General features: G+C 73.5%; 26 protein-coding genes and 1 tRNA gene. 12 read left to right on the plus strand and 15 right to left on the minus strand.

Annotated elements, in window-relative coordinates:
* Nucleotides 1-45: 45 nt before the first annotated feature.
* Nucleotides 46-1,098 (plus strand): cytochrome P450, encoded by a 1,053-nt coding sequence (locus tag EIY87_RS33070; protein WP_125313840.1) that lies wholly within the window; start codon nucleotides 46-48, stop codon nucleotides 1,096-1,098.
* On the opposite strand, the gene EIY87_RS33075 is transcribed toward EIY87_RS33070, so the two are convergent.
* A complete protein-coding gene (locus EIY87_RS33075) occupies nucleotides 1,070-1,831 on the minus strand; it encodes a cellulose-binding domain-containing protein (protein ID WP_125313841.1) in 762 nt (253 codons plus the stop codon). The genes EIY87_RS33070 and EIY87_RS33075 overlap by 29 nt on opposite strands.
* A gap of 380 nt (nucleotides 1,832-2,211) precedes the next feature.
* On the opposite strand from EIY87_RS33075, the gene EIY87_RS33080 reads away from it, so the two are divergent.
* The gene (locus EIY87_RS33080; RefSeq protein ID WP_263855645.1) at nucleotides 2,212-2,691 is read left to right on the plus strand and encodes an NmrA family NAD(P)-binding protein; all 480 of its coding nucleotides are present in this window, start codon (nucleotides 2,212-2,214) and stop codon (nucleotides 2,689-2,691) included.
* Nucleotides 2,692-3,376: 685 nt separating this feature from the next.
* Nucleotides 3,377-3,460: transfer RNA gene (locus EIY87_RS33085), tRNA-Leu, on the plus strand.
* Here EIY87_RS33085 and EIY87_RS33090 read toward each other — a convergent pair.
* The 9 genes from EIY87_RS33090 to EIY87_RS33140 all read right to left on the minus strand — a co-directional run bounded on the left by EIY87_RS33090 (nucleotide 3,425) and on the right by EIY87_RS33140 (nucleotide 10,440).
* Nucleotides 3,425-3,694, minus strand: a complete 270-nt coding sequence (locus tag EIY87_RS33090) for a hypothetical protein (RefSeq protein WP_125313842.1) — start codon at nucleotides 3,692-3,694, stop codon at nucleotides 3,425-3,427. The genes EIY87_RS33085 and EIY87_RS33090 overlap by 36 nt on opposite strands.
* Before the next feature lie 283 nt (nucleotides 3,695-3,977).
* Complete coding sequence (locus EIY87_RS33100; RefSeq protein ID WP_125313843.1) at nucleotides 3,978-4,484, minus strand: DUF2231 domain-containing protein; 507 nt, start codon at nucleotides 4,482-4,484, stop codon at nucleotides 3,978-3,980.
* Between the two features lie 43 nt (nucleotides 4,485-4,527).
* Nucleotides 4,528-5,265, minus strand: coding sequence for an FAD:protein FMN transferase (locus EIY87_RS33105; RefSeq protein WP_225440180.1), 738 nt, complete (start codon nucleotides 5,263-5,265; stop codon nucleotides 4,528-4,530).
* Nucleotides 5,262-5,720 carry an FMN-binding protein gene (locus EIY87_RS33110; protein WP_125313844.1) on the minus strand — a complete coding sequence of 153 codons (459 nt, stop codon included), beginning with the start codon at nucleotides 5,718-5,720 and terminating at the stop codon, nucleotides 5,262-5,264. Before EIY87_RS33110 ends, EIY87_RS33105 begins: the two co-directional genes overlap by 4 nt.
* Nucleotides 5,721-5,735: 15 nt before the next feature.
* Nucleotides 5,736-7,118, minus strand: a complete 1,383-nt coding sequence (locus EIY87_RS33115; RefSeq protein WP_125313845.1) for a ferredoxin reductase family protein — start codon at nucleotides 7,116-7,118, stop codon at nucleotides 5,736-5,738.
* A gap of 43 nt (nucleotides 7,119-7,161) precedes the next feature.
* Entirely contained in the window at nucleotides 7,162-8,541 is a 1,380-nt protein-coding gene (locus EIY87_RS33120) for a HAMP domain-containing sensor histidine kinase (RefSeq protein ID WP_125313846.1), read from the minus strand.
* Nucleotides 8,538-9,230: a response regulator transcription factor gene (locus EIY87_RS33125; RefSeq protein ID WP_125313847.1), complete on the minus strand. Its 693-nt coding sequence runs from the start codon at nucleotides 9,228-9,230 to the stop codon at nucleotides 8,538-8,540. The genes EIY87_RS33120 and EIY87_RS33125 overlap by 4 nt, the downstream gene beginning before the upstream one ends.
* Before the next feature lie 55 nt (nucleotides 9,231-9,285).
* Nucleotides 9,286-9,756, minus strand: a complete 471-nt coding sequence (locus EIY87_RS33130) for an ATP-binding protein (RefSeq protein ID WP_125313848.1) — start codon at nucleotides 9,754-9,756, stop codon at nucleotides 9,286-9,288.
* Between the two features lie 369 nt (nucleotides 9,757-10,125).
* On the minus strand, nucleotides 10,126-10,440 hold the full coding sequence (locus tag EIY87_RS33140) for a sporulation protein (protein ID WP_225440181.1): 315 nt from the start codon (nucleotides 10,438-10,440) through the stop codon (nucleotides 10,126-10,128).
* Between the two features lie 118 nt (nucleotides 10,441-10,558).
* On the opposite strand from EIY87_RS33140, the gene EIY87_RS48615 reads away from it, so the two are divergent.
* From EIY87_RS48615 to EIY87_RS33165, 5 genes are all read left to right on the plus strand, one after another.
* Nucleotides 10,559-10,819, plus strand: a complete 261-nt coding sequence (locus EIY87_RS48615) for a hypothetical protein (protein ID WP_225440182.1) — start codon at nucleotides 10,559-10,561, stop codon at nucleotides 10,817-10,819.
* 95 nt (nucleotides 10,820-10,914) lie between these two features.
* Entirely contained in the window at nucleotides 10,915-11,184 is a 270-nt protein-coding gene (locus EIY87_RS33150; protein WP_125313849.1) for a DUF1876 domain-containing protein, read from the plus strand.
* 11 nt (nucleotides 11,185-11,195) lie between these two features.
* Nucleotides 11,196-11,717 (plus strand): flavodoxin family protein, encoded by a 522-nt coding sequence (locus EIY87_RS33155; protein ID WP_125313850.1) that lies wholly within the window; start codon nucleotides 11,196-11,198, stop codon nucleotides 11,715-11,717.
* Nucleotides 11,718-11,721: 4 nt separating this feature from the next.
* Entirely contained in the window at nucleotides 11,722-12,783 is a 1,062-nt protein-coding gene (locus EIY87_RS33160) for a carboxylate-amine ligase (protein ID WP_125313851.1), read from the plus strand.
* Nucleotides 12,780-15,356, plus strand: a complete 2,577-nt coding sequence (locus EIY87_RS33165) for a cation-translocating P-type ATPase (RefSeq protein ID WP_225440183.1) — start codon at nucleotides 12,780-12,782, stop codon at nucleotides 15,354-15,356. Before EIY87_RS33160 ends, EIY87_RS33165 begins: the two co-directional genes overlap by 4 nt.
* Here EIY87_RS33165 and EIY87_RS33170 read toward each other — a convergent pair.
* The 4 genes from EIY87_RS33170 to EIY87_RS33185 all read right to left on the minus strand — a co-directional run bounded on the left by EIY87_RS33170 (nucleotide 15,334) and on the right by EIY87_RS33185 (nucleotide 18,235).
* Nucleotides 15,334-16,287 (minus strand): magnesium transporter CorA family protein, encoded by a 954-nt coding sequence (locus tag EIY87_RS33170; RefSeq protein ID WP_125313852.1) that lies wholly within the window; start codon nucleotides 16,285-16,287, stop codon nucleotides 15,334-15,336. The genes EIY87_RS33165 and EIY87_RS33170 overlap by 23 nt on opposite strands.
* A gap of 4 nt (nucleotides 16,288-16,291) precedes the next feature.
* Nucleotides 16,292-16,651, minus strand: coding sequence for a hypothetical protein (locus tag EIY87_RS33175; protein ID WP_125313853.1), 360 nt, complete (start codon nucleotides 16,649-16,651; stop codon nucleotides 16,292-16,294).
* A gap of 216 nt (nucleotides 16,652-16,867) precedes the next feature.
* On the minus strand, nucleotides 16,868-17,740 hold the full coding sequence (locus tag EIY87_RS33180) for a universal stress protein (RefSeq protein ID WP_125313854.1): 873 nt from the start codon (nucleotides 17,738-17,740) through the stop codon (nucleotides 16,868-16,870).
* A 147-nt stretch (nucleotides 17,741-17,887) separates the two neighbouring features.
* Nucleotides 17,888-18,235, minus strand: a complete 348-nt coding sequence (locus tag EIY87_RS33185) for a hypothetical protein (RefSeq protein WP_125313855.1) — start codon at nucleotides 18,233-18,235, stop codon at nucleotides 17,888-17,890.
* 152 nt (nucleotides 18,236-18,387) lie between these two features.
* Here EIY87_RS33185 and EIY87_RS33190 point away from each other — a divergent pair, with 152 nt between their 5' ends.
* Entirely contained in the window at nucleotides 18,388-19,269 is an 882-nt protein-coding gene (locus tag EIY87_RS33190) for a universal stress protein (RefSeq protein WP_125313856.1), read from the plus strand.
* Nucleotides 19,270-19,289: 20 nt separating this feature from the next.
* Complete coding sequence (locus EIY87_RS33195) at nucleotides 19,290-19,913, plus strand: CBS domain-containing protein (RefSeq protein WP_125313857.1); 624 nt, start codon at nucleotides 19,290-19,292, stop codon at nucleotides 19,911-19,913.
* 63 nt (nucleotides 19,914-19,976) lie between these two features.
* Here EIY87_RS33195 and EIY87_RS33200 read toward each other — a convergent pair whose 3' ends face one another.
* Entirely contained in the window at nucleotides 19,977-20,993 is a 1,017-nt protein-coding gene (locus tag EIY87_RS33200; protein ID WP_125313858.1) for an Acg family FMN-binding oxidoreductase, read from the minus strand.
* A 147-nt stretch (nucleotides 20,994-21,140) separates the two neighbouring features.
* Here EIY87_RS33200 and EIY87_RS33205 point away from each other — a divergent pair, with 147 nt between their 5' ends.
* Both EIY87_RS33205 and EIY87_RS33210 read left to right on the plus strand, forming a co-directional pair.
* Nucleotides 21,141-21,464, plus strand: coding sequence for a DUF2267 domain-containing protein (locus EIY87_RS33205; protein ID WP_125313859.1), 324 nt, complete (start codon nucleotides 21,141-21,143; stop codon nucleotides 21,462-21,464).
* Entirely contained in the window at nucleotides 21,454-23,721 is a 2,268-nt protein-coding gene (locus EIY87_RS33210; protein WP_125313860.1) for a heavy metal translocating P-type ATPase, read from the plus strand. Before EIY87_RS33205 ends, EIY87_RS33210 begins: the two co-directional genes overlap by 11 nt.
* Nucleotides 23,722-23,821: the final 100 nt, after the last annotated feature.

Raw genomic sequence — 23,821 nt, forward strand, 5'->3', positions numbered from 1 at the left:
CCCGCTCACCGGGACCGGCCCCTTCTTCTTGAGGAGCCCCGGAACGTGGTCATCGCCCGCGCGCCCCGCACGGTCGTTTTCGCCCCTCGTCTCGAAAAACTGCTCGCGGAGCACCGCGGCGACGGCGTTTTCCGGCTCGAGCCGGACACCATCGGAATCGCGGACCCGCCAACGATGGACGCGGTGCTCCGGGCGCGTCCGGCCAACGCCGAAGAACGGCCCACCTTCAAGCCGGTGCTGGGCCGCCGCGTCACGCGCACCGAGTCCGCCGCGCTGATGCAGGCACTGGGCGCCGACGTCCGGGCGGCGCTGAAGCGCCCCGCCGGCCGGCCCGATCTCACCGGCACCTGGCCGGACGTCCCGCACGACTACCTGCGCCGGCTCGTCTTCGGCCCCGAGACGCGCCGCTTCCGCGTGCTCGTCGACCGCCGCCTAGAGCTGACGCCGAAGCTGACGTGGTCGGCGGTCACCGCGGGTGCGGCACTCGTCCGCCCGCCGGCTCCGGGCACTCCGCTCTCCGCACTCGCGCGGCAGGTCGTGGCCGCCGACAGCCTCGCCGAGCGGCGCTTCCGGATGTACCTCTACCGCCGTGTCGCCGCGCCGATCTGCTTCACGGTGGCCGCACTGGTCACCAGCGCCGTGTGGCTCGGCGCGCCGTTCGACGACGACGTCCCGAACGAGCACGTCATCCACGAGGCGCTGCGGCTGCTCCCGCCGTCGTGGAACATCCTGCGCGTCCGCTCGCCCGAGTTCACCGCCGTCGACCCGCGGATCGGCGCCGGGGACGACGTCCTGCTGCTGCCGCTGCTGAGCCACCGGTCACCGGAGCTCTGGGAGGCACCCGACGAGTTCCGGCCCCGGCGCTGGGCCGGGCTCGACCCGGACACCCACCCCGGCTACCTGCCGTTCGGGCACGCGAACGAGCGCTGCTGGGGCCGGCACCTGGTGCTCCCGCTGGCGAGCGGGCTGCTCGACGTCGTCCGCGCCGAAGGCCTGGTCCCGGACCCGCGCCGGACCCGGGCCCGCGTCGAACTCGACGGCCTGCTCGAGCCGTCCGGCGTGCGCGTCGTCAGGCCGCCGAGCAGCGGGCGCCGTTGAGCGCGAACGCGGTGGGCGCCGGGTTGCCGTGGTCGAAGGCGCCGTTGAAGCCGAAGCTGACCTTCGCACCCGGGGCGAGGGTGGTGTTGTAGGACGCGGCGGTGATGGTGACCCGGTCGCCGGTCTGGGCGAAGTCGCCGTCCCAGCTGTGGGTGACCCGCTGGCCGGCGGGGAACGTCCAGGTGAGCGTCCACGGCGAACGCGTTTCGCCGCTGTTGTTGACGACGGTGACACCCGCGGTGAAGCCGTCGTTCCACTGGTCCGGCACGGAGTAGCGCACGGTGCACCGCACGGGCTCGGCGGTTTCGGCCGGAGCCGCCGCTTTGGCCGAGGACGTCTGCCGCAGCACGGTGGGGATCGGCGTCGGCGGCGGAGCCGGCTTGGGCGCCGTCGTCGTCGAGCGCGGGGTCGTCGTCGCGGGCGCGAGCGACTCCGCGGCCGTCGCCTGCCGCCCCGGCCGGTTTTCGGACGTCACCGCGATGAGCACGAGGCTGCCGAGCACCACGACGGCGCCGCCGAGCGCGGAGACCCACCGGATCCGCCGCCCGGCCCGCTGCTGGTGCGCCGCGGCCTCGCGCGCCCGCTGCTCGAGGCGTTCGCGGTAGCCGTCGCCGGTGTCTTCCTCGCGGACGATCGCGGCTTCGGGCTCGCGGGCGAGCGAACGCGGGGTCGCCCCGGTCTCCCGGAGCAGCTCGGCGACCGAGATCGCGTCGTCGTCCCGCCGCCGACCCATCCGAAAACCTCCCGTTCTGCGGCCCGACCGGCGAATCCTAGGAACCCGCGGCGGCCTTGTAAACCGCGTGCACGCCGCGTGCACGAGACGGTGACAGCGGGGGAGTTCCCTGGGGTCGTGGCCGGATCACCCCGGCCGGGATCCCAGGAGGTTTCCGATGACCGAGCAGAAGATCATCGCCGTCGTCGGCGCGACCGGGCAGCAGGGTGGCGGGCTGGCCGCGCGCGGCACTTACCTCGTCACCGCGTTCTGGGAGTACAACTCCGTGGAGCGCGAACAGCGGCAGGCCCGCGCGATGGCCGGGCTGCGGCACGTGATCTGGTCGACCCTGCCCGACACCCGGCAAGGCCGAGGCCGAGGCGTTCTTCGTCGAAGTGGGCGTGCCCACGACGTTCCTCTCGACGACGTTCTACTTCGAGGCCTTCGTGGACTTCTTCCGCCCGGTCCGCGACGCCGACGGCGTCCTCGCGCTGCACCTGCCGATGGCCGACGGGCGGCTGCCGGGCATCGCGGCCGAGGACATCGGCCGGACCGCGTTCGGCGTCTTCGCCCGCGGGCCCGAACTCGCGGGGGAGACGATCAGCATCTCCGGCGAGAACCTGACCGGCGAGGAGTACGCGGCGGCGTTCGCGAAGCAGCTCGGCACCGACGTCGTCTACCGCCCGATGACCGTCGAAGACCTGCGTGCTTCGGGCGCTCCCGGCGCCGACGACCTCGCGAACATGTTCTTCTACTACGCCGAGCACGAGAACGTGTTCGCCGGCGCGCGCGACCCCGAGGCCGTGCGGCGGCTGAACCCGCGGCTGCGGGACTTCGCCGGCTGGCTCGCCGACCACCGCGACGCGTTCGGAGAGCTGTGATGGAGTTCGGGATCTTCGGGGGCCCGGCCTTGATCATCACGGCCCGCCGTCGCCTATACGGCCTCCCACACGCCCACTGGACCAAGCTGGGCGGCCTGACCCCACCGGATTCGGTGCCCCTGCTCGTGCGCCTGATCGGCCGCGACCGCGTGGCCCAGGACCCCCAGGCGTCGCAGACGCTGGCCACCCGCACGGCGGGCTTCCCCCAGGTGATCCAGGCGGTGGCAGCGAGACTGACGGCCCGCCCGGCGTGGACGCTGGCGGAGGCCCTGACCCGCCTGGGCCGCCCGGCCCCAGGAGCGCCGGTGACACCCCCCGGAGTGCTGGGCGATCGAGAAGCCGTACGAGTCGGCCCTGGCCCAGCTGACCCCGGCCCAGTCGAGGGCGTTCAGCCTGCTGGCCTCCCCAACCCCGTTCTCGGTCGCCACGGCTGCCTCGGTCTCGGAACTGCCGTTGGCTGACGCTGCCGTTTTGCTGGAGTCCCTGGCGGACGTCCATCTGCTGGAGCCGTTCGGCACGAACTGTTACCGGTATGAGGGGCCGTTGCTGATGTTCGCCCTGGGCCGGCGGGCTGAATCGATGCAGGTGGGGTGAAACTTGACGATCTTGCCAGAGGGGGTGGGGAAGCGGATGTGCACCCCCCTGAACGAGGGGGCGGGGTGGCCGTATACTCTTTCTTCAGCAGGTCCGAGTGGCGGAATGGCAGACGCGCTAGCTTGAGGTGCTAGTGCCCTTAACGGGCGTGGGGGTTCAAGTCCCCCCTCGGACACTTACCATAACCCCACATGTGCGGATCGAGATTAGCCTCGATCCGCACATGTCGTTTACCGGGGTGGTAGGTGGCCTGCAGCTGTAGCTGGCGGTAGACCTCGCGTTTGCGGACGGGGTCGGCCGCGGCCAGCACCTTCCGGATGTCGCCGAGCCGCTCGACGAGGTCGCGGATCTGGTCCTTGCTCAGCCGCTCCGCCTTCGGTTTCACCCTCACGCGCGCCTTCGCTTCCACCCGTCGCGCCTGGGTCTCGGTGATCCATCCGGTGACCAGCTGGCCGTCGGCCCCGGCTTCGAGTGCGGCGCGGTGGCGTTCCAGGGCGCGGTCGCATTCGGCGACGAGTTTCTCGGCTGCTGCGGCGGCGGGATCGACGTCGAGCTCCGGCTGTGCGGCACTCGCCGGTGCGGCGTGGGAGGTCTACCTCACGTCTCCGGAGGCCCAGCCCGATCCCGGGACGTGGCGCACCGAAGTCGTCCAGCCTTACCGGATCCACTGAGCCGTCCGCGCCTCGACAGGGTCAGCCGCGGGGCCCTTCCGGCGCCGGTGCGCTGCTGAACTGGCCCTGCCAGGTGGCCTGGGCGCCGGAGTCGCCGATGCGGTAGATGTCGAAGACCGCCGCGCCGGCGGCCGCGATGGACAACACCGCGACCACCACCGTGACCGCCGTCGAAGCCGGGGCCAGGAACGTGCGGCCCGGGCGCCCGGTCTCCCGGCGGCGCCACCACACCAGCAGGGCCAGCACCGCCACCGGGAGCGCCACCCAGATCGCCGTGTCGCCGAGCTCGGTGTGGGTGTGCACCAGCGGGGTCCGCGCGACGCGCCGTTCGAGCCATTCGCCGGCGTCGGTGGTGATCGGGACCAGGACCACGACGAGAACCGACAGGATCGCGTTCGGGCCGGCGAGCTTGGCTCGCGCGGCCGGCCACAGCGCGCTGAGGACCAGGAGCAGAGCGGACAGCGGGAGCAGCACGACGATCGCGTGCACGAGCAGGATGTGGGCGGGCAGGCCGTTGACGGTGGTCATGATGTCCTTTGTGGAGGGATGTGGGGCCGGGGCGCGGACTTCCTCATGGCGCCCGGGCGAGTGCCGCGACCTCGTAACCGGGGGCACGGGTGGCCACCCATTGCTCGACGTCCTGGCCGCCGCGGGCGAAGGCGGCGGTGGCGAACACGTCGGCCCACAGGAGCGTCGGCCCGGTGACCGTGACCGCGAGCAACCCACCGGGGTGGGTGCCGGTGTGCGGGTCGACGATGTGGCGGCCGCGGGCGGCTGTTCCGGACGTGGCGACGCCGCCGGTGCGAACGTCGAGGATGGTCAGAAACGCCGCCGGTTCCGCGGGGTCTTCGATCGCGACCCGCCACGGTGGCGCGGCCGTCACGCCGACCCGGGCGGCGATGTCGCCGCCGACGTTGAGATGGTGGTCGAACCCGCACAGTCCGGCGAGGTGCGCGGTGGCCGTCTCGGTGGCCCAGCCCTTGACGAGCCCGGACGGGTCGAAACCGCCGGGCAGCCAAGCGTCGAAGTAGCCGTCAGTGCGTTCTCGTGCCTCGTCGCACAGCGCCAGGACTTCGCTGAGCCACGGGTGCCGGTCGCCGCGGGCGAGCTCGCCGCGGCGGAGGGCGCTGACCTGGCTGTCCGGCCGGTAGGTGCTGAACAGCTCGTCGACCGACCGCAGGTGCCCGAACACCGCCGCCACGGCCGGTTCGACGGCGGGATGGGAGTCGATGCGCCGGCCGCGCAGGTGCAGGCTGGCCTGGGTGCCCATGACGGGCCGCGTCCAGGACCGCCGGGGTGCGGTCGTCACCGGTGGGCCTGGTCGATCGCCGACTGCAGGGATTGCTGGTAGCCCTCGGAGGTGTAGGTGGCGCCGCTGACCGTGTCGATCTGCGCGCTCTGGGCCTGCAGGGCTTCCTGGTTCAGTGCCGGCACGGCCGCGGAGTTGATCCGGACGTCGCGGCCGCTCTCCTGCGGGTAGTCTATCGCGTCCGCCGCGGTGATCCGGCCGCCGACGACGGTGATCCGGACCTGGACCGGACCGTACCGGGTGTCGGCGGGGTCACCGGTGAACGTCCCGTCGCCGCCGGCCGAACGGCTGGGCGTCGGCGGACTGGTGGTGAGCGGGCTCGCCGTGCGGAACGGCTGGGTCCCGCCGGCCGTTCGGCCCGCGGCGACCGGCGTGGCGTCCGTGCTCGTGCGGTAGCTGAACAGCAGCACGACCACGGACACGGTCGCCGCGGCGGCGATGGCGATCCGGCGCATCGGGAGTTTCCTTTCCTACCAGGCGAACCGTTCGCAGTGGATCCGGTCGGCGGGGACGCCGGCGCGGCGCGCGCTGCCGAGCACGGCGCCGGTCCAGGCGTCGGGGCCGCAGACGTAGACGTCGTGGGCGGCGAGGTCCGGTACGAGGTGGCGCAGCACCTGCTCGTCGGGCACCGGGGCGTACCCGGCGGGCAGCCACGAGGTGCGGTCCCGCGAACGCCGGCCGAGCAGGTAGTGGACGCGGACACCGCGGCGGGCGGCGAGGTCTTCGAGCTCCCGCCGGAACAACAGGTCCGCCTGGTGGCCGGCGCGCTGGAACAGCACCGCTTCCCCAGGGCGGTAGGGGAGCTCCTCCAGCAGTGCGCGCAACGGCGTGATCCCGATCCCGGACGCGAACAGGGCGATCTTCCGTCCTTTTCGGACAGTGGCGGTCAGCCGGCCGTACGGGCCTTCGAAGAACGCCCGCGTGCCCGGGCGGAGGGTGGCCAGGCGGCGGCTGCCCGGGCCCAGGTCCTTCGCCGAGATCCGCAGCCGGCTCCCGTCCGGGGCGGCCGAGAGCGAGAACGGCTTGCCGCGCGTCCAGCCGGGTCCGTCGGCGAAGCGCCAGACGAAGAACTGGCCCGCCGCGACGGGCAGCCGGTCGAGGTCGCGGCCGCGCAGGTACACCGAGACGACCCCGCGACCTTCGGGCACGACCTGCTCGACGACGAGCCGGTGCCGCGCGTTGAGCCAGATCGGCCGCCCGACGCGGAAGACGAGCACGGCGCCGGCCGCCGCGGCGTAGGCGGTCCACCAGAACGCCGTCGCGACCGGGGAAGCGGTGAAGTCGGCGCCGGTCCACAACTGGTGCGGCAGGGCGAGCCCGGCGCCGAGGTAGGCGTAGAGGTGCAGCAGGTGCCAGGACTCGTAGCGCAGCCGCCGCCGGGCCGCGCGCACCGACGTCACGGCGACCATGCCCAGGGCCGCGGTCCCGGCAGCGGCCAGGAGCATGCCCGGGTAGGTCGTCACCAGCGTCCAGGCTTCGCCGAGTACTCCGGAGCGGTCGGTGGCGGCGTAGCCGAGGGTGATGAGCACCAGGTGCGCCGCCAGCAGCGTGATGGACGTGAAGCCGGCGATCCGGTGCCGCCGGGCCAGCTCGTCTTGGCCGTAGCTGCGTTCGACCCACGGGATCCGCGCCATGAGCAGCAGCTGCAGCAGAAGGAGGTCCGCCGACAGCAACCCCGTGAGCCGCCCGGCCGAGGTGAAGAAGTCCGAGACGAGGTCCTGCACGCCGCGGCCCGACACCCAGAGCGCGACCACGAACAGCACGCTCGACCAGGCCGTCAGCCCGGCGGCGTCGCGCCACCAGGCGCGGACACTGGGCCGCGCGACGCGGCGGGCGGACAGCGTGGTCGACATCGGGCTCCTCGGGGTGATCGCCATCCACCCTTCCGAAGCCCGGTTAGCCGTCGGCGTGACGAGGGTGAGAGTTCGGTAAGAGAAGATCCGCGCCGACGGTGAACCCGACCACGGCGCCGCCACCGGACCGCGGCCCGGCGAAGACGGTCCCGCCGTGGGCGAGCGCGATGTCCCGCACGATGGCCAGCCCGAGGCCGGAGCCGGGCAGGCCGCGGGCGCCGTCGGCGCGGTGGAAGCGGTCGAACACGCGGGCCACGTCGTCGTCGCCGATGCCCGGGCCGCGGTCGAGCACCTCGACGCGACCGTCGCGCACCACGGCCTCGATCGGGCCCTCGGGCGCGAACTTCACGGCGTTTTCCAGCAGGTTCGCGATCGCGCGTTCCAGGGCCTTCGCCTGGCCGGTCAGCGCGGACGCGTCTGCCTCGACGGTGATGGCGCGTCCGGACCGCCGGCGGACGCGTTCGGCGGCGCGGCCGGCGATCTCGCCCAGCTCGACCGGCACCGGTTCCTCGGCCTCGTAGCGGCGGGTGGCCAGGTCGACGAGCTCGTCGACCAGGTGGGTCAGCTCGCGGGTCTCGCCGTCGACGTCGTCGAGCAGGCGGGCGCGGGAGTCCGGGGTGAGCTCGGCGAACCGGCGCAGGACGCTGGCGTTGGTGCGGAGGCTGGTCAGCGGGGTGCGCAGTTCGTGGGCGGCGTCCTGGACGAGCCGTTCCTGGTCGGCGCGGGCGTCGGCGAGCCGGCCGAGCATCCGGTCGAACGACGTCGCGAGCCTGCCGACCTCGTCGCGGCCGCCCGTCGGGACGGCGACGTCGTCGAGCCGGCCGTCGCTGACCTGCTCGGTGACGTCGGTGAGCCGGACCAGCCGGCGAGTGATCTGCCGGGCGAGCAGCCAGCCGGCCAGCGCCGCGACGGCCAGCACGAGGGCGCTGACCCCGGTGATGCGGGCGGCCAGGCCCTTCAGCACGTGCCGGGACTCGTCGACGTCGATGCCGAGCTGGATCGCCCCGCGGCCGGGCCCGAGGGCCACGGTGATCACCCGGTAGTCGTCGCGGCCCGCGGTGAAGTTCGTGTAGCGGTGGTCGCCGAGGGAACCCGTGGCGGCGAGCGCCTGGTCGTCGTCGCCGACGTCGAGGCGTACCGGCCGCCCGCCGAGGGGCCGGGCGGTGCCGTCCGGGGCGATCGCCTGCGCCACCATCGGCTGGGCTTCGTCGTGGTCGTCGTCGTCCGGGCCGCGGGTGACCGGGCTCGGGGCGAGGATCTGCGTCGCTCCGGCGGCGACCTCCGCCGACGTCGTGAGCAGCGACCGGTCGAGTTCGGCGTTGATCCGTTCCGAAGCGGCCTGGTAGCTCAGCACCCCGACGAGGATCGCGGCCGCCGCGCCGACCCCGGCGAAGGCGATGGCGAGCTTGCTGCGCAGGTTCATGCCGGCCGCACCGAGTAGCCGACCCCGCGCACGGTGTGGATCAGGTCCGCCGCGCCGGCCTGCTCGAGCTTGCGGCGCAGGTAGCCGATGTAGACGGCCAGGTTCTTCGAGTCCGCGCCGAATTCGTAGCCCCAGATCCGCTGGTAGATCGTGGCGCGGTCGAGCACGATCCCCGCGTTGCGCACGAGCAGTTCGAGCAGGTCGAACTCGGTTTTCGAGAGCGTGATCTCGGTGCCCTGCCACCACACCCGCCGCGCCGCCGGGTCGACGGCCAGCTCGCCCAGCCGCAGCGTGCGCCGCGCGTCCGGTTCGGGGGACGTGCGGCGGAGCAGGGCGCGCAGGCGGGCGAGGAGTTCGTCGAGTTCGAACGGCTTGGGCAGGTAGTCGTCGGCCCCGGCGTCCAGCCCGGCCACCCGGTCGGGGGTTTCGACGCGGGCGGTCAGCATGAGGATCGGGGTGGGATCGCCTTCGGCCCGCAGGACGCGGCAGACGCCGAGACCGTCGACGCCCGGCATCATCACGTCGAGCACGATCACGTCGAACTCGTCCCGCCGGGCGGTGGCGAGCGCGCTGACGCCGTCGGTCACCTCGGTGACGTGGTAACCCTCGAGATTGAGGGCTCTGACCAGCGACTCACGGATGGCGCGGTCGTCGTCGGCGAGCAGGACGCGGTGCGGCATGGCCGCCATGATGCCCTCGCGCGACCTTCGCGTCCTGCCCGGGCTTTCGGGGGCCGGCGGAGGGTTAACGGTCGGTAATCTTGACGGGATCGGGGCCGGGCGATGAAGCAAGCGGTGCCGCGTCGACCCCGGCGCAGGGCACCTCCGCCCACACCGTCTTGCTGCCCGGATGCCCCACCACGCCCCAGGCGTCCGACAGCTTGTCGACGATTTGCATACCGCGGCCACCGGGTCTGTCGAGGGACGGCCTGGCGACGAATGGCCGCTCCTGGCTGCCGTCGTCGACTTCGATCCGCACCCGGCACGGAACCCGGGTGTGGCTCATCCGGACCTGCCAGGGGCCGTGGCCGTGGTCGTAGGCGTTGGTCACCAGTTCGGTGGCCACCAGCAACACGTCCCCCAAGTGGGCGTCGTCGACGTGGGTCAGGGTGCGGGAGGCCCAGCGGCGGATCTGCACCAGAGCCGGTGCGGTGGTGCCGCGGAGGTCCATCGACCATCGCGACGGTTCGTTGCCGGCGTCGCTTCGTTCGGACATGGCGGCATCGTCCCTTTCCGGGTCTCCGTCCTCGCTGCTGAAGACGTCCGCGCTTCGGCGATACCCCGGTTACGGCGGAGCCAATCCCCGATGCCTCCTGGAGCGCGGGTGCGCGCCGCGTCCTACCCGGGTCTTCGGAACGCCGACGGAAGGTTGGCGCCTGGCAAAGCGCGGCTGCCGTCGCATCGTCCGCGTCAGGGTGAAGGACGAGCGGGCGGCACTCGACGCTGATCCGCAGCAGCCGGTCGCGTGGTAGGGGAGCCACGAGCGCAAACGGAAACCACGTGATCGCCGAGGTGGCCGGCCCAGGAGCGCACGTCAGCGAACCGGCCTCCAGTAGGTGTAGCTCAGGGCGGTACTTGAGCTTCATCAAGCCGGGTCGCCGTGAAAAGCGCGACCAGCGACCGCGCCGAGGGTCGAGAGCAGGCGGTTCACGTCGGCCGCGGGTTCCCAGCGGAGCTTGCCGTCTTTGATGACGTACGCCCCAGCCGGCTTGGCCGACAGTCCGAACTCGCCGCCTTCGCCCGAGCGGCCCTTCGCGTCGCGGCTGTCGCCGCCGCCACCGAAGGTGCCGACGGCCGACGCGACGATCACCGTGACGCCGTCGACCTCGTACGGTTCTCCGTAGACCACCTTGCTCTGCAGCCCGTCTTTCGGCTTCGCGAGCAGTTCGTCGACCTTCACGCGGCGAAGTCTCACCTGCGGCCGGACGGAACCCCAGAGCCGATGGTCCCCTGCGCACGTGACCGAGGACCCCGGTGCAGGTGGCGTTCGCCAGCGGTGACGGACACCCTCCCGCGATTTGCTGGTCACACACGAAATCAGCGACCCGGAGCCGTCATCGCGCACCGTCCCCCGCCGGCCGAACTCGGACAGAACACCACATCCTGCACGAGCGCGGTCTCCGCAACGGCAGGGCGGCTTTGACGGCATTGCGATCCAGATCTGTCTGGCGGAGACGTTCTACTGGGACTACGCGGGCGAGCTGCGGCTGGTGCTGAAGCTCAACGGCAAGACCGAGATCCAGTCCGGCCCCGGGGCGCTGGCACCGCGGCACGCGTGATCGACCTCGACTACTGCAAGGGATACGGGATCTGCGTCGACGAATGTCCCTGCGGTGCCATCGAAATGGTGCCCGAAGAGACCTGAGGAGAAATCATGCAGGAGAAACGCTGGCACGTCGAAGTGCACATCGACGAAGACGACGACGGCCACACCCGGGCCACCGCCCGGCTCCACACGGCCGACGACACCCGGGTCTCGGGGACCGGCGTCGCGCGGCTCAACCCCGCCGACACCGGCGTGCCCGAAATCGGCGACGAGCTGGCCGCGTCGCGCGCTTTGAGCGACCTGGCCCACAACCTGCTCGAATGCGTGGCCGGCGACATCGAAGCGGTGACCCGCAAGCCGGTCCGGCTCGACCACTGAAAGGGGCGGACATGCGGATCCTCGTCGTCTTCGAGTCCATGTTCGGAGCCACCGAAGAGGTTGCCAAGGCGATCGGCAAGGGGCTGGCCGTGTCCGCGCCGGTGGAAGTGGTCAACGTCGACAAAGCGCCCCGGGACCTGACCGGTGTCGACCTGCTCGTCGTCGGTGGCCCCACCCACGTGCACGGGATGAGCCGCCCGGCCACCCGGAAGTCGGCCGTGGAGCAGGTGGACTACCCGACGCGGTCGCGGACGGGCGTGCGGGAATGGCTGGACGCGCTCGACGTGGTGCCGGCCGGGCTGGCCGGCGCGGCCTTCGACACCCGGATCGACAAGCCGCGCGTGTTCACCGGGGCCGCGTCGCTCGGGGTGGCCAAGCGGCTGCGCCGGCACGGGTGCCGGCTCGTCCTGCCGGCGGAGAGCTTCTTCGTCGGGACGGCTCCGATCGACGTCGGTCCGGAGCCGGGCGAACCGGAACGAGCCGAGGCGTGGGGTGCGGCGCTCGGGGCGGCGCTCGTCCGCGCCGGCACCTGAAGCCGTGGCGGACGTCCTGACCGTCGGCGTGGAGGAGGAGTTCGTGCTGCTGGACACGCGGACCGGGGCGGCCGTCCCGGCGGCTCCGCGGATCCTGGCGGCGATGCCCGGCGAGCCCGACGTGGTCCCGGAGTTCCTGCGCTTCCAGATCGAAACCACGACGGGCGTGTGCCGTTCGCTCTCCGAAGTCCGCGCTGATTTGACGCGGCTGCGCCGCCGGGTGGGCGAGGCGGCGGCGGACGCAAGCTGCCTGGCGGTGGCCACCGCCGTCGCGCCGTTCGGCACCGCACCGCTGGTGACCGCCGACGCGCGGTACGAACGGCTGGCCGTGCGCTTCCCCGCCCTGGTCGCCGGCGCGGGCACCTGCGCCTGCCACGTCCACGTCGGCATCCCGTCGCGGGCGGCGGGCGTGCGTGCGCTCGCCGGGGTGCGGCCGTGGCTGGGTGTCCTGCTGGGCCTCAGCGCGAACTCGCCGTACGCCGGCGGCGCCGACTCTGGGTGGGCGAGCACGCGGTATCCGCTCTGGTCCCGCCGGCCGACGGCCCGGCCGCCCGCCGCGTGGCGGGACGTCGCCGAGTACGACGCGGCCGTCGCCGAGGCGATCGGCAGCGGTGCCGTGCCGGACGCCCGCGGGGGGTACTTCTACGCCCGCCTGTCGCCCCGCTACCCGACCGTGGAGGTGCGGATCGCCGACGCCTGTCTCGGCGTCGCCGACGCCGTCGTGCTCGCCGGGCTGGTGCGGGCGCTCGTGGCCACGGCGTTGCGGGGCGAAGCGGTGCCGCAGCCGTCCGGCACGGTCTTGGCCCAGGGGCTGCGGGCCGCTGCCCGGCAGGGCCTCGACCGGGCCGGGGTCGCGCGGCTGCTGGCGCACGTCCGGCCCGCACTGGAGGCGGCCGGCGATCTCGAGGTCGTGCACCGGGGGTGGACCGCGCTCGCGGACCGGGGTGGCGGCGCGGTCCGGCAGCGTGCGCTGCGGGCGGTGTCGGCCACTCCGGCGGAGTTCGCCGCCCGGCTCGCCTCGGCGACCCGGGGAACCGAAGACGAGAGCATGGAGGCGGTGCGGTGAACGCGGGAACGGCGACCGGCACGACCGAATACCACGCGCTGCCCGTGGCCGCCGTCGCCGAGCGGCTCGGCGTCGACCCGGCGCGGGGGTTGAGCAGTGCGGAGGCCGACGCGCGGCTGGCGCGCTTCGGCGGCAACGTCGTGCGCGTGCCCGCCGGGCCGGGACCGGTCCGGCGGCTGCTGGCGCAGTTCCACGACCCGCTCATCTACGTCCTGTTGCTGGCGGGGGTGGTGACGTGGGTGTTCGGCGGGCACGTCGACGCGGGCGTGATCGCCGGGGTCGTCCTGCTCAACGCCGTCGTCGGGTTCGTGCAGGAATCCCGGGCCCAGCGGGCGCTGGAGGCACTGTCCAAAATGGTCCCGGTAACGGCCACGGTCGTCCGCGACGGGCTGCCGCAGCGCGTGCCCGCAGCGCGGCTGGTGCCGGGCGACGTCGTGGAGCTCACCGCGGGCGACCGCGTGCCCGCAGACGTCCGGCTGGCCGAAGTGCACCTGGCGGAGGTCGACGAGTCCGCGCTGACCGGGGAGTCCGTGCCGGTGGTCAAGGCAACCGGCCTGGTACCACCGTCGGCCGTGGTCGCCGACCGCACCGGTTCGGGGTACTCCGGGACCCTGGTGACCCGGGGGCAGGCGCGTGGGCTGGTGACCGCGACCGGCGGCGCGACGCAGCTGGGCGGTATCCAGCACCTCGTCGCCACCGCCCAGGTCGTCGAGACGCCGCTCACCCGCAAGCTCGCCCGGTTCTCGCGGCAGCTGAGCGTGGTGATCGTCGCGGTCTCGGCCACGGCTTTCGTACTCGGGGTCGTGCGGGGCACGCCGGCGCCGGAGATGTTCACCGCGGTGGTCGCCCTCGCCGTCGGCGCGATCCCCGAAGGGCTGCCGGCCGCCGTCGCGATCGTGCTGGCCATCGGCGTCGTCCGGATGTCGCGGCGTGGCGCGATCGTGCGGCACCTGCCCGCGGTCGAGACCCTCGGCGGGACGACGGTGATCTGCACGGACAAGACGGGCACGCTGACCCGCAACCGGATGACCGTCACGACCCTCGCGGCCGCGGGCGAACTCATCTCCCTCGCGGATTCGGCGAAGTCGCTGCGGGAGTGCCTGATCGCGGGCGTCCTCTGCAACGACGCGCAGCTCGACGAAGGCGACCCGACCGAGATCGCGCTGCTCGGCTCGGCGATCGAGGCCGGACTGGACCCGGAAGCAATCCGGGCGGCCGCGCCGCGCACGGACACCGTCCCGTTCGAGTCCGAAACCCGGACCATGACCACCGTCCACAATGGAATCAGCTACCTCAAGGGCGCCGTCGAAGAGGTCGCGGCCCGCTGCGAGACGGAGCTGCTGCCCGGCGGTGGCGAGCGCCCGCTCGACCGTGACGCCCTCGACCGGCTGCAGGAAACGTTGACCGCGCGGGGCTTGCGGGTGCTCGCGTTCGCCCGGCTCACGCCTGTGCCGGTGCTGCTGGGCCTGCAGGCGATGCACGACCCGCCGCGGCCGGAGGCGGTCACCGCGGTCGCGGCCTGCCGGAGCGCGGGCATCGACGTCAAGATGATCACCGGCGACCACGCCGGGACGGCCCGCGCGGTCGCCGGCGAGGTCGGCCTGGCTTCCGGCCGGGTCCTCACCGGCGCCGAGCTGGCCGCGCTGCCGGCCGCGGAGTTCGACGAGACGGTGGCGGCCACGCAGGTGTTCGCGCGGGTGTCGCCGGGGCAGAAGCTCGACCTGGTCCGGGCGCTGCAGCGGGGCGGGCACGTGGTCGCGATGACGGGGGACGGGGTGAACGACGCCCCGGCGCTGCGCCGCGCGGACATCGGCGTCGCGATGGGCGCGGGCGGTACGGACGCCGCCCGCCAGGCCGCGGACATGGTCCTGACCAGCGACGACTTCGCGTCGATCGAGGCGGCCGTGAGGGTGGGGCGCGGGGTGTTCGACAACCTGCGCAAGTTCATCGCGTGGACCCTGCCGGCCAACATCGGGGAGGGCATGGTGGTCCTGGTGGCGATCTTGCTCGGCGCGACCCTGCCGATCGTCCCGGTGCAGATCCTGTGGATCAACATGACGACGGCGGTGTTCCTGGGGCTGACGATGGCGTTCGAGCCGACGGAGCACGGCGTCATGGCACGCCCGCCGCGCCCGCCCGAGCGTCCGTTGTTCACCGCCTCCCTGCTGCGGCGGGTGGTGCTCGTGTCGGTTCTGCTGGTGGTGGCGGCTTTCGGGGCGTACCGCCTGCAGCTCGGGTTCGGGGCTTCGCTCGCGGAGGCGCGGACGACGGCGATCAACGTGTTCGTCGGCGTGCAGGCGGCTTATCTGCTCAGCTGTCGGTCGCTGGATCGGCCGGTGGTGCGCGCTTGGCCGGGGCACAGCCGGATGTTCCTGCTGGGGCTGGGGTTGACGGCCGGGCTGCAGCTGCTGCTGACGTACCTGCCGGTCATGAACACGTGGTTCCACACGGCGCCGGTCGGGGTCGTGTCGTGGCTGTGGGTGGCCGGGGCCGCCGTGGTGGCGTTCGCGGTGGTGGAGGCCGACAAGCTGCTCTGGAGCCGGTACACCGTCAAAGCCAGTCGCGGCGTTTGAACAGCGCGTACAGCGTCGCCGAGATGACCAGGATGGCGAGCGTCGAGACCCACACGCCCGAAGCCGAGCCGAAACCCGGATACGGGATGTTCTGGCCGTAGAAGCCGGTGATCGCGGTCGGCACGGCGATGATCGCCGCCCAGCTGGTTACCTTCTTCATGATCGTGTTGAGCCGGTTGCCCTGGATGCTCGGCTGGGTTTCGCGGATCGTCGCGACCAGCTCGGGCAGGGATTCCGTCCACTCCGTCACGCGAAGGACGTGGTCGTAGACGTCCTGGAAGTACGGCAGCAGCGTGTCGTCGCGGCGCATCAGCGACGCGACGATCTTGCGCATCGGCACCGCCAGGTGCCGTAGCCGGCTGAGGCTCCGGCGCAGCGTCAGGGACCGGCGCTGCAGCTCCGTGGGGTCGACGTGGTCGGCGAACACGAGGTCTTCGAGGGCCTCGACCTGCTCGTCCAGAGCCTGGACGGCATCAAGGTGGCCATCGACGACGTAGTCGAGCAGGCCGTGCAGCAGGAACGCGGCGCCGCTCTTGGCGAGGTCCGGCGTGGTGTCCCAGCGCGCCACGAGCGCGTCGATGTCCGTGGTGTTGTTGCGGTGCACCGTGATCAGCACGCGGTCGGTGACGAACGCGTCCAGCTCCGAAGCGGCCAGGACGCCGTCGGTCGCGCGCACCGTGTACGCGGCGAGGAACGAGTGCCGGTCGTAGCGGACGAACTTCGGGCGCTGGTGGTCCTCGTCGAGAACCGATGCCACGGCCAGCGGGTGCAGCCCGAGCTCGGTGGCGAGCGCGGCCAGGTCCGGCGCGGTGGGAGCGTCCAAGTCGAGCCACAGCGTCACCGACGGGTCGGCGAGGTGGCGGGCGGCTTCGGCGGCGGGGAAGTCCTCCCGCTCGAGGACACCGCTGCGGTACAACCGGCTGCGCGCCATCGGCTCAGCGGTCGTGCGCGGCAGCCAGGCTGGCGCGGCAGGCGCGGACCAGCTGGCGGGTGGCCCGGGTGGCGGGCGTGTCACCGCAGGACGGGCAGTGGACCGAGACGTCGCCGGCCAGCTGGTCGATGGCGACGTTCAGCGCGCATTCGCAGGCGCGGCACCAGCGGGTGCCGGTGATGATGACGACGTGCAGTGGCGAGGCGACGCAGTCGTGCAGCCAGCGGCGGTGGGTGCGGCAGGTGACGCGCTCCAGCGGGTCCAGGCCGTCCTCTTCGGACACGTCTTCGGCGGTCAATGTGCGAGCCAGCCGCCGGTCGGTGACGTCGGCGTAGCGGGCGTCGATGAAGTCGGCGGGCCGCAAGGCGAGCCGGTGGTGGCGGTTGCGGCGGGGGGGACGTCGGCTCGGCGGTGGCCGCCGGGGCGAATCCGGGGTGGGGGTCCATGGTGTGCCTCACTTTCGTCGGAGTCCAGAGTCCGTTGGGTGAGGCCGGGGGAGGAGGGCCGGACCGCCCCGGTTCCCGGGGCCTCCCGGCCCCGGTTCCGGTGGGGCGAAGGCCCCTCGGCGCGAGGACTTCCGTCAGGAGACGGTGCGCACCAGGTACACCGGGCACCCCGCGTTGTGCAGCAGCGCCTGGCCGGTGGAGCCCAGCAGCAGACCGGGGAAGCCGCCGCGGCCGCGGTCGCCGAGCACGACGAGCTGCGCGGCCGCGCTGCGCTCGATCAGCTCGCGGCGCGGGTGACCGCGGACGACGACCCGCTCGACGGTGACGCCGCCGGCGTCGTGTTCGCCGGTGAGCTCGCCCAGCAGCTGCTCGCCGGCCTCGGTGGCGGCCTGCGGGTCCAGGTGCGGTTCGGTCTCCGGGCGCGGGTCGTCCGCCGACGCGTGCACCACGACCAGGCGGACCTTCCGCGCCTGTGCCTCGGCCACGGCCGCCGCGAGGACGCGGGTGCTGGGCTCGCTGCCGTCGATCCCGGCCACGACCGGCCGGTCCGCCGCCTCCGGGACGTCCCAGGAGTCGCCGCGGACCACCACCACGTCGCAGGCCGCGTGCGCGCCGACGGCCGAGGCCACCGAGCCGGCGAGCAGACCGGTGAGCCGGCCGCGGCCACCCGAGCCGACCACGACCAGCGCCGCCGTCCGCGACGCTTCGATGAGGGCCTGCGCGGCCCGGTCGGGATCGAGCCGCGTGGTCACGGCGGTCGCGCCCTGCGCTTCGGCGATCTCCTGCGCCGCCCGCAGGTAGCGCTGTCCGTGTGCGCGGAGGGTGTCCTTCATCTCCTCCGGCGGTGGGACGACCCCGCCGGCGAGGAGCGCCGGGAAGTCGAGGGCGTGCACGATCTCCAGGGGGACATCGCGCAGCCGGGCGGCGCGGGCCGCCCAGCGGACGGCGTCGAGCGCCTCGCCCGACCCGTCGATTCCGGTGACGATCGGTTGGTGCGGCGTGTTCATCGGCGGCTCCCGGTCCGGCTGTCGTGCGCCGACCGTAGGCCGACGCCGGCGTGGACCGCTGCGGCCGGAAGTCCTTCGGGGTGGGGACTTCCGGCGGTCGTCGCCGGAGCTTCTTCCCCGCGATACGACGGGGCAGCAGCCGGACGGTCACCGCCGCCCGGCCGGGGTCCGCAGGTGCCGGACGGTCGAAACCACCCACTGGACGGCGACCAGGACGACCAGCACGGCGAGCGGGCCGCCGTCGCCCGTGACGAGGGTCAGGACCGCGGCGGCCAGCGCCCCCGCGCCGAGCAACACGCTGAACCACTTCGCCGCGCCCGTCGGGGGCCGGGCGCCCAGGACGAAAGCGGCCAAGCCCAGCAGCAGCGCGGTGACCGCCATCGTGCGGACGTCGTGCACCCACACGGCGGTGCCGTCGGCCAGGTAGTCGACGTAGAGCGCGACCGTGAACAGCACCGGCACGGTCGCCACGGCGTCTCGCCATTCCTGGGGCATCGCACACACCTCCTCCGGCTCACGATGCGCTCCCGGGCGGGCTGTCAGGAGCGGCCGAAGGTCACCGGCGGCGGGGCCGAATGACCGCAGCGACGGCGTCCGCGCGGGCCCTACCTTCGGGACCAGGAACCGCAACCCCGGAAGGAAACGTCATGAGCGCAACCGGAAACGCGCCGATCGTGGTGGCCGTGGACGGCTCGGAAACGGCGGCCGCGGCGGCGTTGTGGGCGGCCGGGGAAGCGGCCCGGCGGCACGCCGCGCTGCTCGTCTTCACCGCCTACGGGTACGAAGACGCCGCATTCGGTGGCAAGGTGTACCCACCGTCGGATTGGCTGGCCGTCAAAGAAGCCGAGGCGGATGAACTGCTGCGCCGGACGCGGGCGACCCTCGAAGCCGCCGTCCCCGGGCTGGAGGTCGCCACCGAGGCCAGTGACCGCGGGCCGGTTCCGGCGCTGCTGGCGATGTCCGACCGGGCACGGCTGCTGGTCACCGGTGAGCCCGTCGGCCCGATCGCCGGGCTGTTCAGCGGGTCTCCCGATGTCGACCTCGCCGCCAAGGCCCACTGCCCGGTGGTCGTGGTGCGGGGGAGCGAGAGCGTCGACGGCCCGGTGGTCGTGGGCGTCGACGGCAGCCCGCTGAGCGAAGCGGCGATCGCGTGGGCGTTCGACGAAGCGTCCCTGCGCAACGCCCCGCTGATCGCCCTGTACACCTGGCACGACGGCGACACCGCCGGCCTCTTCAGCGACGGCAACGTCGCCTTCCAGGGCGAATCCCTGCGGGATTCCGGCCGTCGGCTGCTGGCGCAGCGGCTCGCCGGGTGGCAGGAGAAGTACCCGGACGTCACGGTCGAGCGCCGCGTCGAGCACGACAAGCCGCGCCACCGCCTGCTGTCCGCGAGCCGAGGCGCGCAGCTGCTGGTGGTCGGCAGCCGCGGCCGCGGGGGCTTCACCGGGCTGGTCCTCGGCTCGACGAGCCAGGCCCTGCTGCACCACGCGGCCTGCCCCGTGATGGTCGTCCGCACCGAGAACGCCTGAACGAAGAAGGAGTACCTGCCATGACCACGGTTTCCGCGGTGATGACCGCCGACCCGATCACCGTCTCCCCGCAGACACCGTTCAAGGACATCGCCGAACTGCTGACCGGCAACGGGATCAGCGCGGTCGGCGTGGTCGACAAGACGGGCGTGCTCGTCGGCGTCGTCTCGGAAGCGGACCTGCTCCCACACCTGTGGGACGACCCGAAACCCCGCCGCCGCGACCGCCGGCTGGCCCGCAAGGCGACGGCGTGCACCGCGAAGGACCTCATGACCAGCCCGGTCGTCACGATCGACGCGGACGACTCCCTGGCCGTCGCGGCGGCGAAGTTCGCGCGCACCGGCGTCCGCCGGTTGTTCGTGCTGTGGAACGGAAAGCCGGCGGGCGTGCTGTCCCGCCGCGACCTCGTCCGGGTGTTCACCCGCGGCGACGCGGACCTCGAACGCGAGGTGTGCGCCCGGCTCCGGCAGCTGAGCTGGGGCCCGGACCGGGTTCGCGTCGAGGTGCGGGCCGGGATCGTGACGGTGGTGGGGCGAGTCGAGCGGCGCAGCGACATCGACCCGGTGACGCGGTCGATCAGCGAGCTGTCCGGGGTGGTGGAGGTCCGCAACCGCTTGGACTACGTCTGGAACGACGTGGCCTGAGCCACGATGCGAACGGCCCTCCCGAATCCGGGAGGGCCGTTCGGTATGGGGCGATTGCCGCGGTCAGCGGCCGCGCAGCTGTGCCGGGATCGGCAGGCCCACGCCGTACGGGTGGGGGAGCGGACGGAGGACTTCGCCGACCGGGCGGCGCGGTGTCGCCGGGAGCGGTGCCGCGTTCGTAGGCGCGTAACCCACGCGCACGACCAGCTGCGGTTCTAGCCGGCCGCCGAGGACGCAGTCGCGGACCAGGCCGCGGGTGCTCGTGAGTTCGAACGGTTCGGTGTACACGCAGGACGCCAAGTTCAGCCGGGTCGCTGTGAGCAGGACCGCGCTGGCGGCTTCTCCGGCGCGTAGGCGGTCGAGTTCGGTGTCGCCCGGGGTGGCGAGCACCGTCAGGACCGCGCCGTCGGGGCCGGCCGTGTCCGGGATGCGGCCGCCCGCGAACTCGCGGATCCGCAGCTCCCGGCGCGGCTCGAGGGCCAGGACGGCGTTCCGGGCCGGCACGCCGTCCGGGGTGTGGTCGCGGCCGCTCCACGCGGCCAGCTCGAGCTCGTAGTCCTGGTCGGCCCGGTGCAGGCCGGCGGCCTCCGCGGCCGCGGAGGCGAGCACCGTCCGGTGCGGTGTCGCCGTCACCACGTGCAGGGTCGCGCCCTGGTCGGAGGCGCTCTTCCGCAGCAGCACCTCGTCCCGCACCAGCAGCGGCCGCTCGGTGAACCGGCGCCGGTCCGACCGGCGTCGCGGGATGGCCGCGGCCCGTGCGATGTCGTCGTCCCGCGTGTCGTGGGGCACCAGGTCGATTCTCGCCAGCAGACCGGGTTCGGGCAGCCGGTGGATCCGCGCGGCCCACCCCATGGCCGCCGCGGCGACGGCGAAGTGGTGCAGCGCGCACCCGCAGCTGACGAGCAGGTCGCGGCCGTCGGGGTCGGTGTGGCGCAGCCGGCGGCCCGCGTCGGCACGCAACTCGACCGTGCGGCCGCTGAAATTCCAGTGCCACGGCTGGGAGTTGTGCACCGAGGGGGCACGCACCGCGAGCGCGACGGCCGCCCGCACGGTGGGGGCATCGGGCATCGTGGGGTTCATCGCTCCTCCTCGGATCGGATGTCTCCATGCTCGGCGCAGCGGCGCGCCGGCCACAGGGTCCAACGGCTTCGCGGAGGTGACCGGGCCGAGGCCCTTCGGCCCTTTCCGGCAGCGGGCGAGCAGCCGAACCTGGGCACAGGAGGAGCCATGCACCCTGACGATCCCTGCGTCCCCGCGCGGAAGTGGCTGGTGGTGGGCGAGCAGCTCGGCACCGAAGACCGCCTGACGGTCGAGGCAGCCGCGCACTTCGCCACACAGCTGCCCGAACTGCTGCGCGGCGTTTACTACGAGGGCTGGACGCCGGCACACCCGCTACGACGCCCCGGGGTTTGCCGGCCCGGCGGGCATCCCCTTGACCGAGGTCCCCGCGGCCGCAGCTGGCTTTGCTCGCCCGGCCGGCTGGGAGACGTGATGAAGCTGCTGCCGAGCCGCCTCGTCGAGCTGCTGACCGGGGGCGGCCGTGCGAGCTGAAACCCGCCGGGAAGCCGGCCTGCTGGCCCTCGTCCTCCTGCTCGTCGCCGCCGGTGGCATCGCCTGGTGGACGGGCGCACCGGCCGCCGCAGCCGACGTCGTCTGGGCGGGAGCCGACCTGGTCACCCTCGTGCCGGCCGTCGTGTGGGTCGCCGCCGATCTGCGGGCCCGCCGCTGGGGTGCCGACCTGCTCGCCGTCTTGGCACTGGTCGCCACGCTCGCGGTGGGCGAGTACCTCGCGGGCGCGATCGTCGCGGCGATGGTCGCCACCGGCCGCGTGCTCGAAGCGGGCGCGCAACGGCGGGCGAGCCGGAACCTGACCGCGTTGCTCGACCGGGCGCCGCGGGTGGCGCACCTGCGGACCGCGACCGGCCACGAAACCGTCCCGGTCGGCACCGTCCGGCCCGGTGACCTCATCGTGGTCCTCCCGGGTGAAGTCGTGCCGGTGGACGGGGTGCTGCCCGACGGCGGCACCTTCGACGAGTCGGCGCTGACCGGCGAGCCGCTGCCGGTCGCGCGGCCCGTCGACGACACGGTCCACAGTGGAGTGGTCAACGCCGGCGCCGCGGTCGACGTCCGGGCGAGCGCGGCCGCGGCCGACAGCGCCTACGCCGGCGTCGTGCGGCTCGCCGAGCAGGCGGCCGCCCGCACCGCGCGCATCGCCCGGATCGCCGACCGGGTAGCCGTCTGGTTCCTGCCCGCCTCCCTGCTGATCGCCGCGCTCGCCTGGCTGCTGACCGGGGAGGCGGACCGGGCGGTCGCCGTCCTGGTGACCGCTACGCCGTGCCCGTTGCTGCTGGCGGTCCCGATCGCCGTGACCGGCGGCATGTCCCGGGCGTCGAAGGCCGGCGTGGTGGTCAAGGACGGCGCCGCCCTCGAAGCACTCGGGCGGGCCGCGATCCTGTTGATGGACAAGACCGGAACGGTTACCAAGGGCCGTCCGGAGATCACCGACGTCGTGTGCGCGCCGGGACGTGACGTCCCCGAGGTCCTTGCCCTCGCGGCCGGGGTGGAGCAGTACTCGCCGCACGTCCTGGCGGCGGCGGTGGTGCGGGCCGCCGCGTCGGCCGGAGCGACCCCGGCGCCCGCTGAGGACGTCACCGAAGAGGTCGGTTCGGGCGTCCGCGGCCGGGTTCGCGGCCACTGGGTTCGCGTCGGCCGGCGGCTCGGTGCGGACTTGCCCACGTGGGCGCGCGGCGCGGCCCGCCGCGGCCGGCTGGACCTGGCGTCGGTGCTGTGGGTGGAGTCCGACGGCGAGCCCGTCGCGGCGTTGCTGGCGAAGGACCCGATCCGGCCGGACGCCGCCCGCACGATGCGCCGGCTGCGCGCCGCCGGGATCGGCGACGTCCGGCTGCTCACCGGCGACCGCGTCGACAACGCACGGGAGGTCGCCGCCATGCTGGGCCTGGACGACGTCCACGCCGAAGTGACGCCCGCGGACAAGCTGCGGGAGGTGGAAGCCGCGCGCGCCAGGGGCATGACCGTGATGACCGGGGACGGCGTCAACGACGCGCCCGCGCTGGCCGCGGCCGACGTCGGGGTCGCGCTCGGCTCGCGGGGCGCGACGGCGGCGGCGCAGGCCGCCGACGCGGTGATCCTCGACGACCGCCTCGATCGGCTCGCGGACGCCGCGGAGATCGCCCGCCGGTCGCACCGGCTGGCGGTGCAGAGCGCGGTGGCCGGAACGCTGCTGTCCCTGGTGGCGATGTTCGCCGCCGCAGGAGGGTTCCTGGTCCCGGTCGCCGGTGCGCTGGTCCAGGAGGCCATCGACGTGGTCGTGATCCTCAACGCGCTGCGCGCCCTCGGCGATCGGAAGACCCGCGGCCCGGCGCCGGCGGCGATGGTGCGGCGGTTCGAGTCCGAACACGAGAAGCTGCTCCCGGCTCGAGCCGCGGTCCGGCACGCGGCCGACGCGCTGGCCGAGGGCGCGACCCCGGCCTCGGACGCGGCGCTCCGCACGGCGGCCCGGCTGCTCGCCGACGAGCTGCTGCCGCACGAAGAGGCCGAGGAATCCGAGCTGTACCCGGCGCTGTCGGCGGCGCTGGGCGGTCCCGAAGGGACGGTGACGATGAGCCGCGAGCACGCGGAGATCGGCCGTCTGGTCCGCCGGCTGCAGCGGCACCTGGCGGAAGCGCCGGACGGGATCCAAGGCGACCAGGTGGACGACCTGCGAGCGACGCTCTACGGGCTTGATGCCGTGCTGACGCTGCACTTCGCGCAAGAGGAGGAAGCGTATTTCACGCTCCCGTCCTCGTGAGCGGAGCCGTTGCTGCGATCATGACCACGTGCGCGACGCTCCGAACCCGATACCCGCGCGGTGGCCGCTCGCACCGCCCGCTACCGCGGACTGGTTGCGA

The organism is Amycolatopsis eburnea (assembly GCF_003937945.1).
Classification (GTDB): domain Bacteria; phylum Actinomycetota; class Actinomycetes; order Mycobacteriales; family Pseudonocardiaceae; genus Amycolatopsis; species Amycolatopsis eburnea.

What these genes read in the sequence shown, in the direction of transcription:
- EIY87_RS33150 (WP_125313849.1), top strand. Translation starts at nt 10,915, where the DNA reads ATGCAGGAGAAACGCTGGCACGTCGAAGTGCACATCGACGAAGACGAC.
- EIY87_RS33170 (WP_125313852.1), bottom strand. Translation starts at nt 16,287, where the DNA reads ATGGCGCGCAGCCGGTTGTACCGCAGCGGTGTCCTCGAGCGGGAGGAC.
- EIY87_RS33195 (WP_125313857.1), top strand. Translation starts at nt 19,290, where the DNA reads ATGACCACGGTTTCCGCGGTGATGACCGCCGACCCGATCACCGTCTCC.
- EIY87_RS33155 (WP_125313850.1), top strand. Translation starts at nt 11,196, where the DNA reads ATGCGGATCCTCGTCGTCTTCGAGTCCATGTTCGGAGCCACCGAAGAG.
- EIY87_RS33115 (WP_125313845.1), bottom strand. Translation starts at nt 7,118, where the DNA reads ATGTCGACCACGCTGTCCGCCCGCCGCGTCGCGCGGCCCAGTGTCCGC.
- EIY87_RS33125 (WP_125313847.1), bottom strand. Translation starts at nt 9,230, where the DNA reads ATGGCGGCCATGCCGCACCGCGTCCTGCTCGCCGACGACGACCGCGCC.
- EIY87_RS33075 (WP_125313841.1), bottom strand. Translation starts at nt 1,831, where the DNA reads ATGGGTCGGCGGCGGGACGACGACGCGATCTCGGTCGCCGAGCTGCTC.
- EIY87_RS33180 (WP_125313854.1), bottom strand. Translation starts at nt 17,740, where the DNA reads ATGAACACGCCGCACCAACCGATCGTCACCGGAATCGACGGGTCGGGC.
- EIY87_RS33190 (WP_125313856.1), top strand. Translation starts at nt 18,388, where the DNA reads ATGAGCGCAACCGGAAACGCGCCGATCGTGGTGGCCGTGGACGGCTCG.
- EIY87_RS33185 (WP_125313855.1), bottom strand. Translation starts at nt 18,235, where the DNA reads ATGCCCCAGGAATGGCGAGACGCCGTGGCGACCGTGCCGGTGCTGTTC.
- EIY87_RS33205 (WP_125313859.1), top strand. Translation starts at nt 21,141, where the DNA reads ATGCACCCTGACGATCCCTGCGTCCCCGCGCGGAAGTGGCTGGTGGTG.
- EIY87_RS33100 (WP_125313843.1), bottom strand. Translation starts at nt 4,484, where the DNA reads ATGACCACCGTCAACGGCCTGCCCGCCCACATCCTGCTCGTGCACGCG.
- EIY87_RS33200 (WP_125313858.1), bottom strand. Translation starts at nt 20,993, where the DNA reads ATGAACCCCACGATGCCCGATGCCCCCACCGTGCGGGCGGCCGTCGCG.
- EIY87_RS33110 (WP_125313844.1), bottom strand. Translation starts at nt 5,720, where the DNA reads ATGCGCCGGATCGCCATCGCCGCCGCGGCGACCGTGTCCGTGGTCGTG.
- EIY87_RS33130 (WP_125313848.1), bottom strand. Translation starts at nt 9,756, where the DNA reads ATGTCCGAACGAAGCGACGCCGGCAACGAACCGTCGCGATGGTCGATG.
- EIY87_RS33120 (WP_125313846.1), bottom strand. Translation starts at nt 8,541, where the DNA reads ATGAACCTGCGCAGCAAGCTCGCCATCGCCTTCGCCGGGGTCGGCGCG.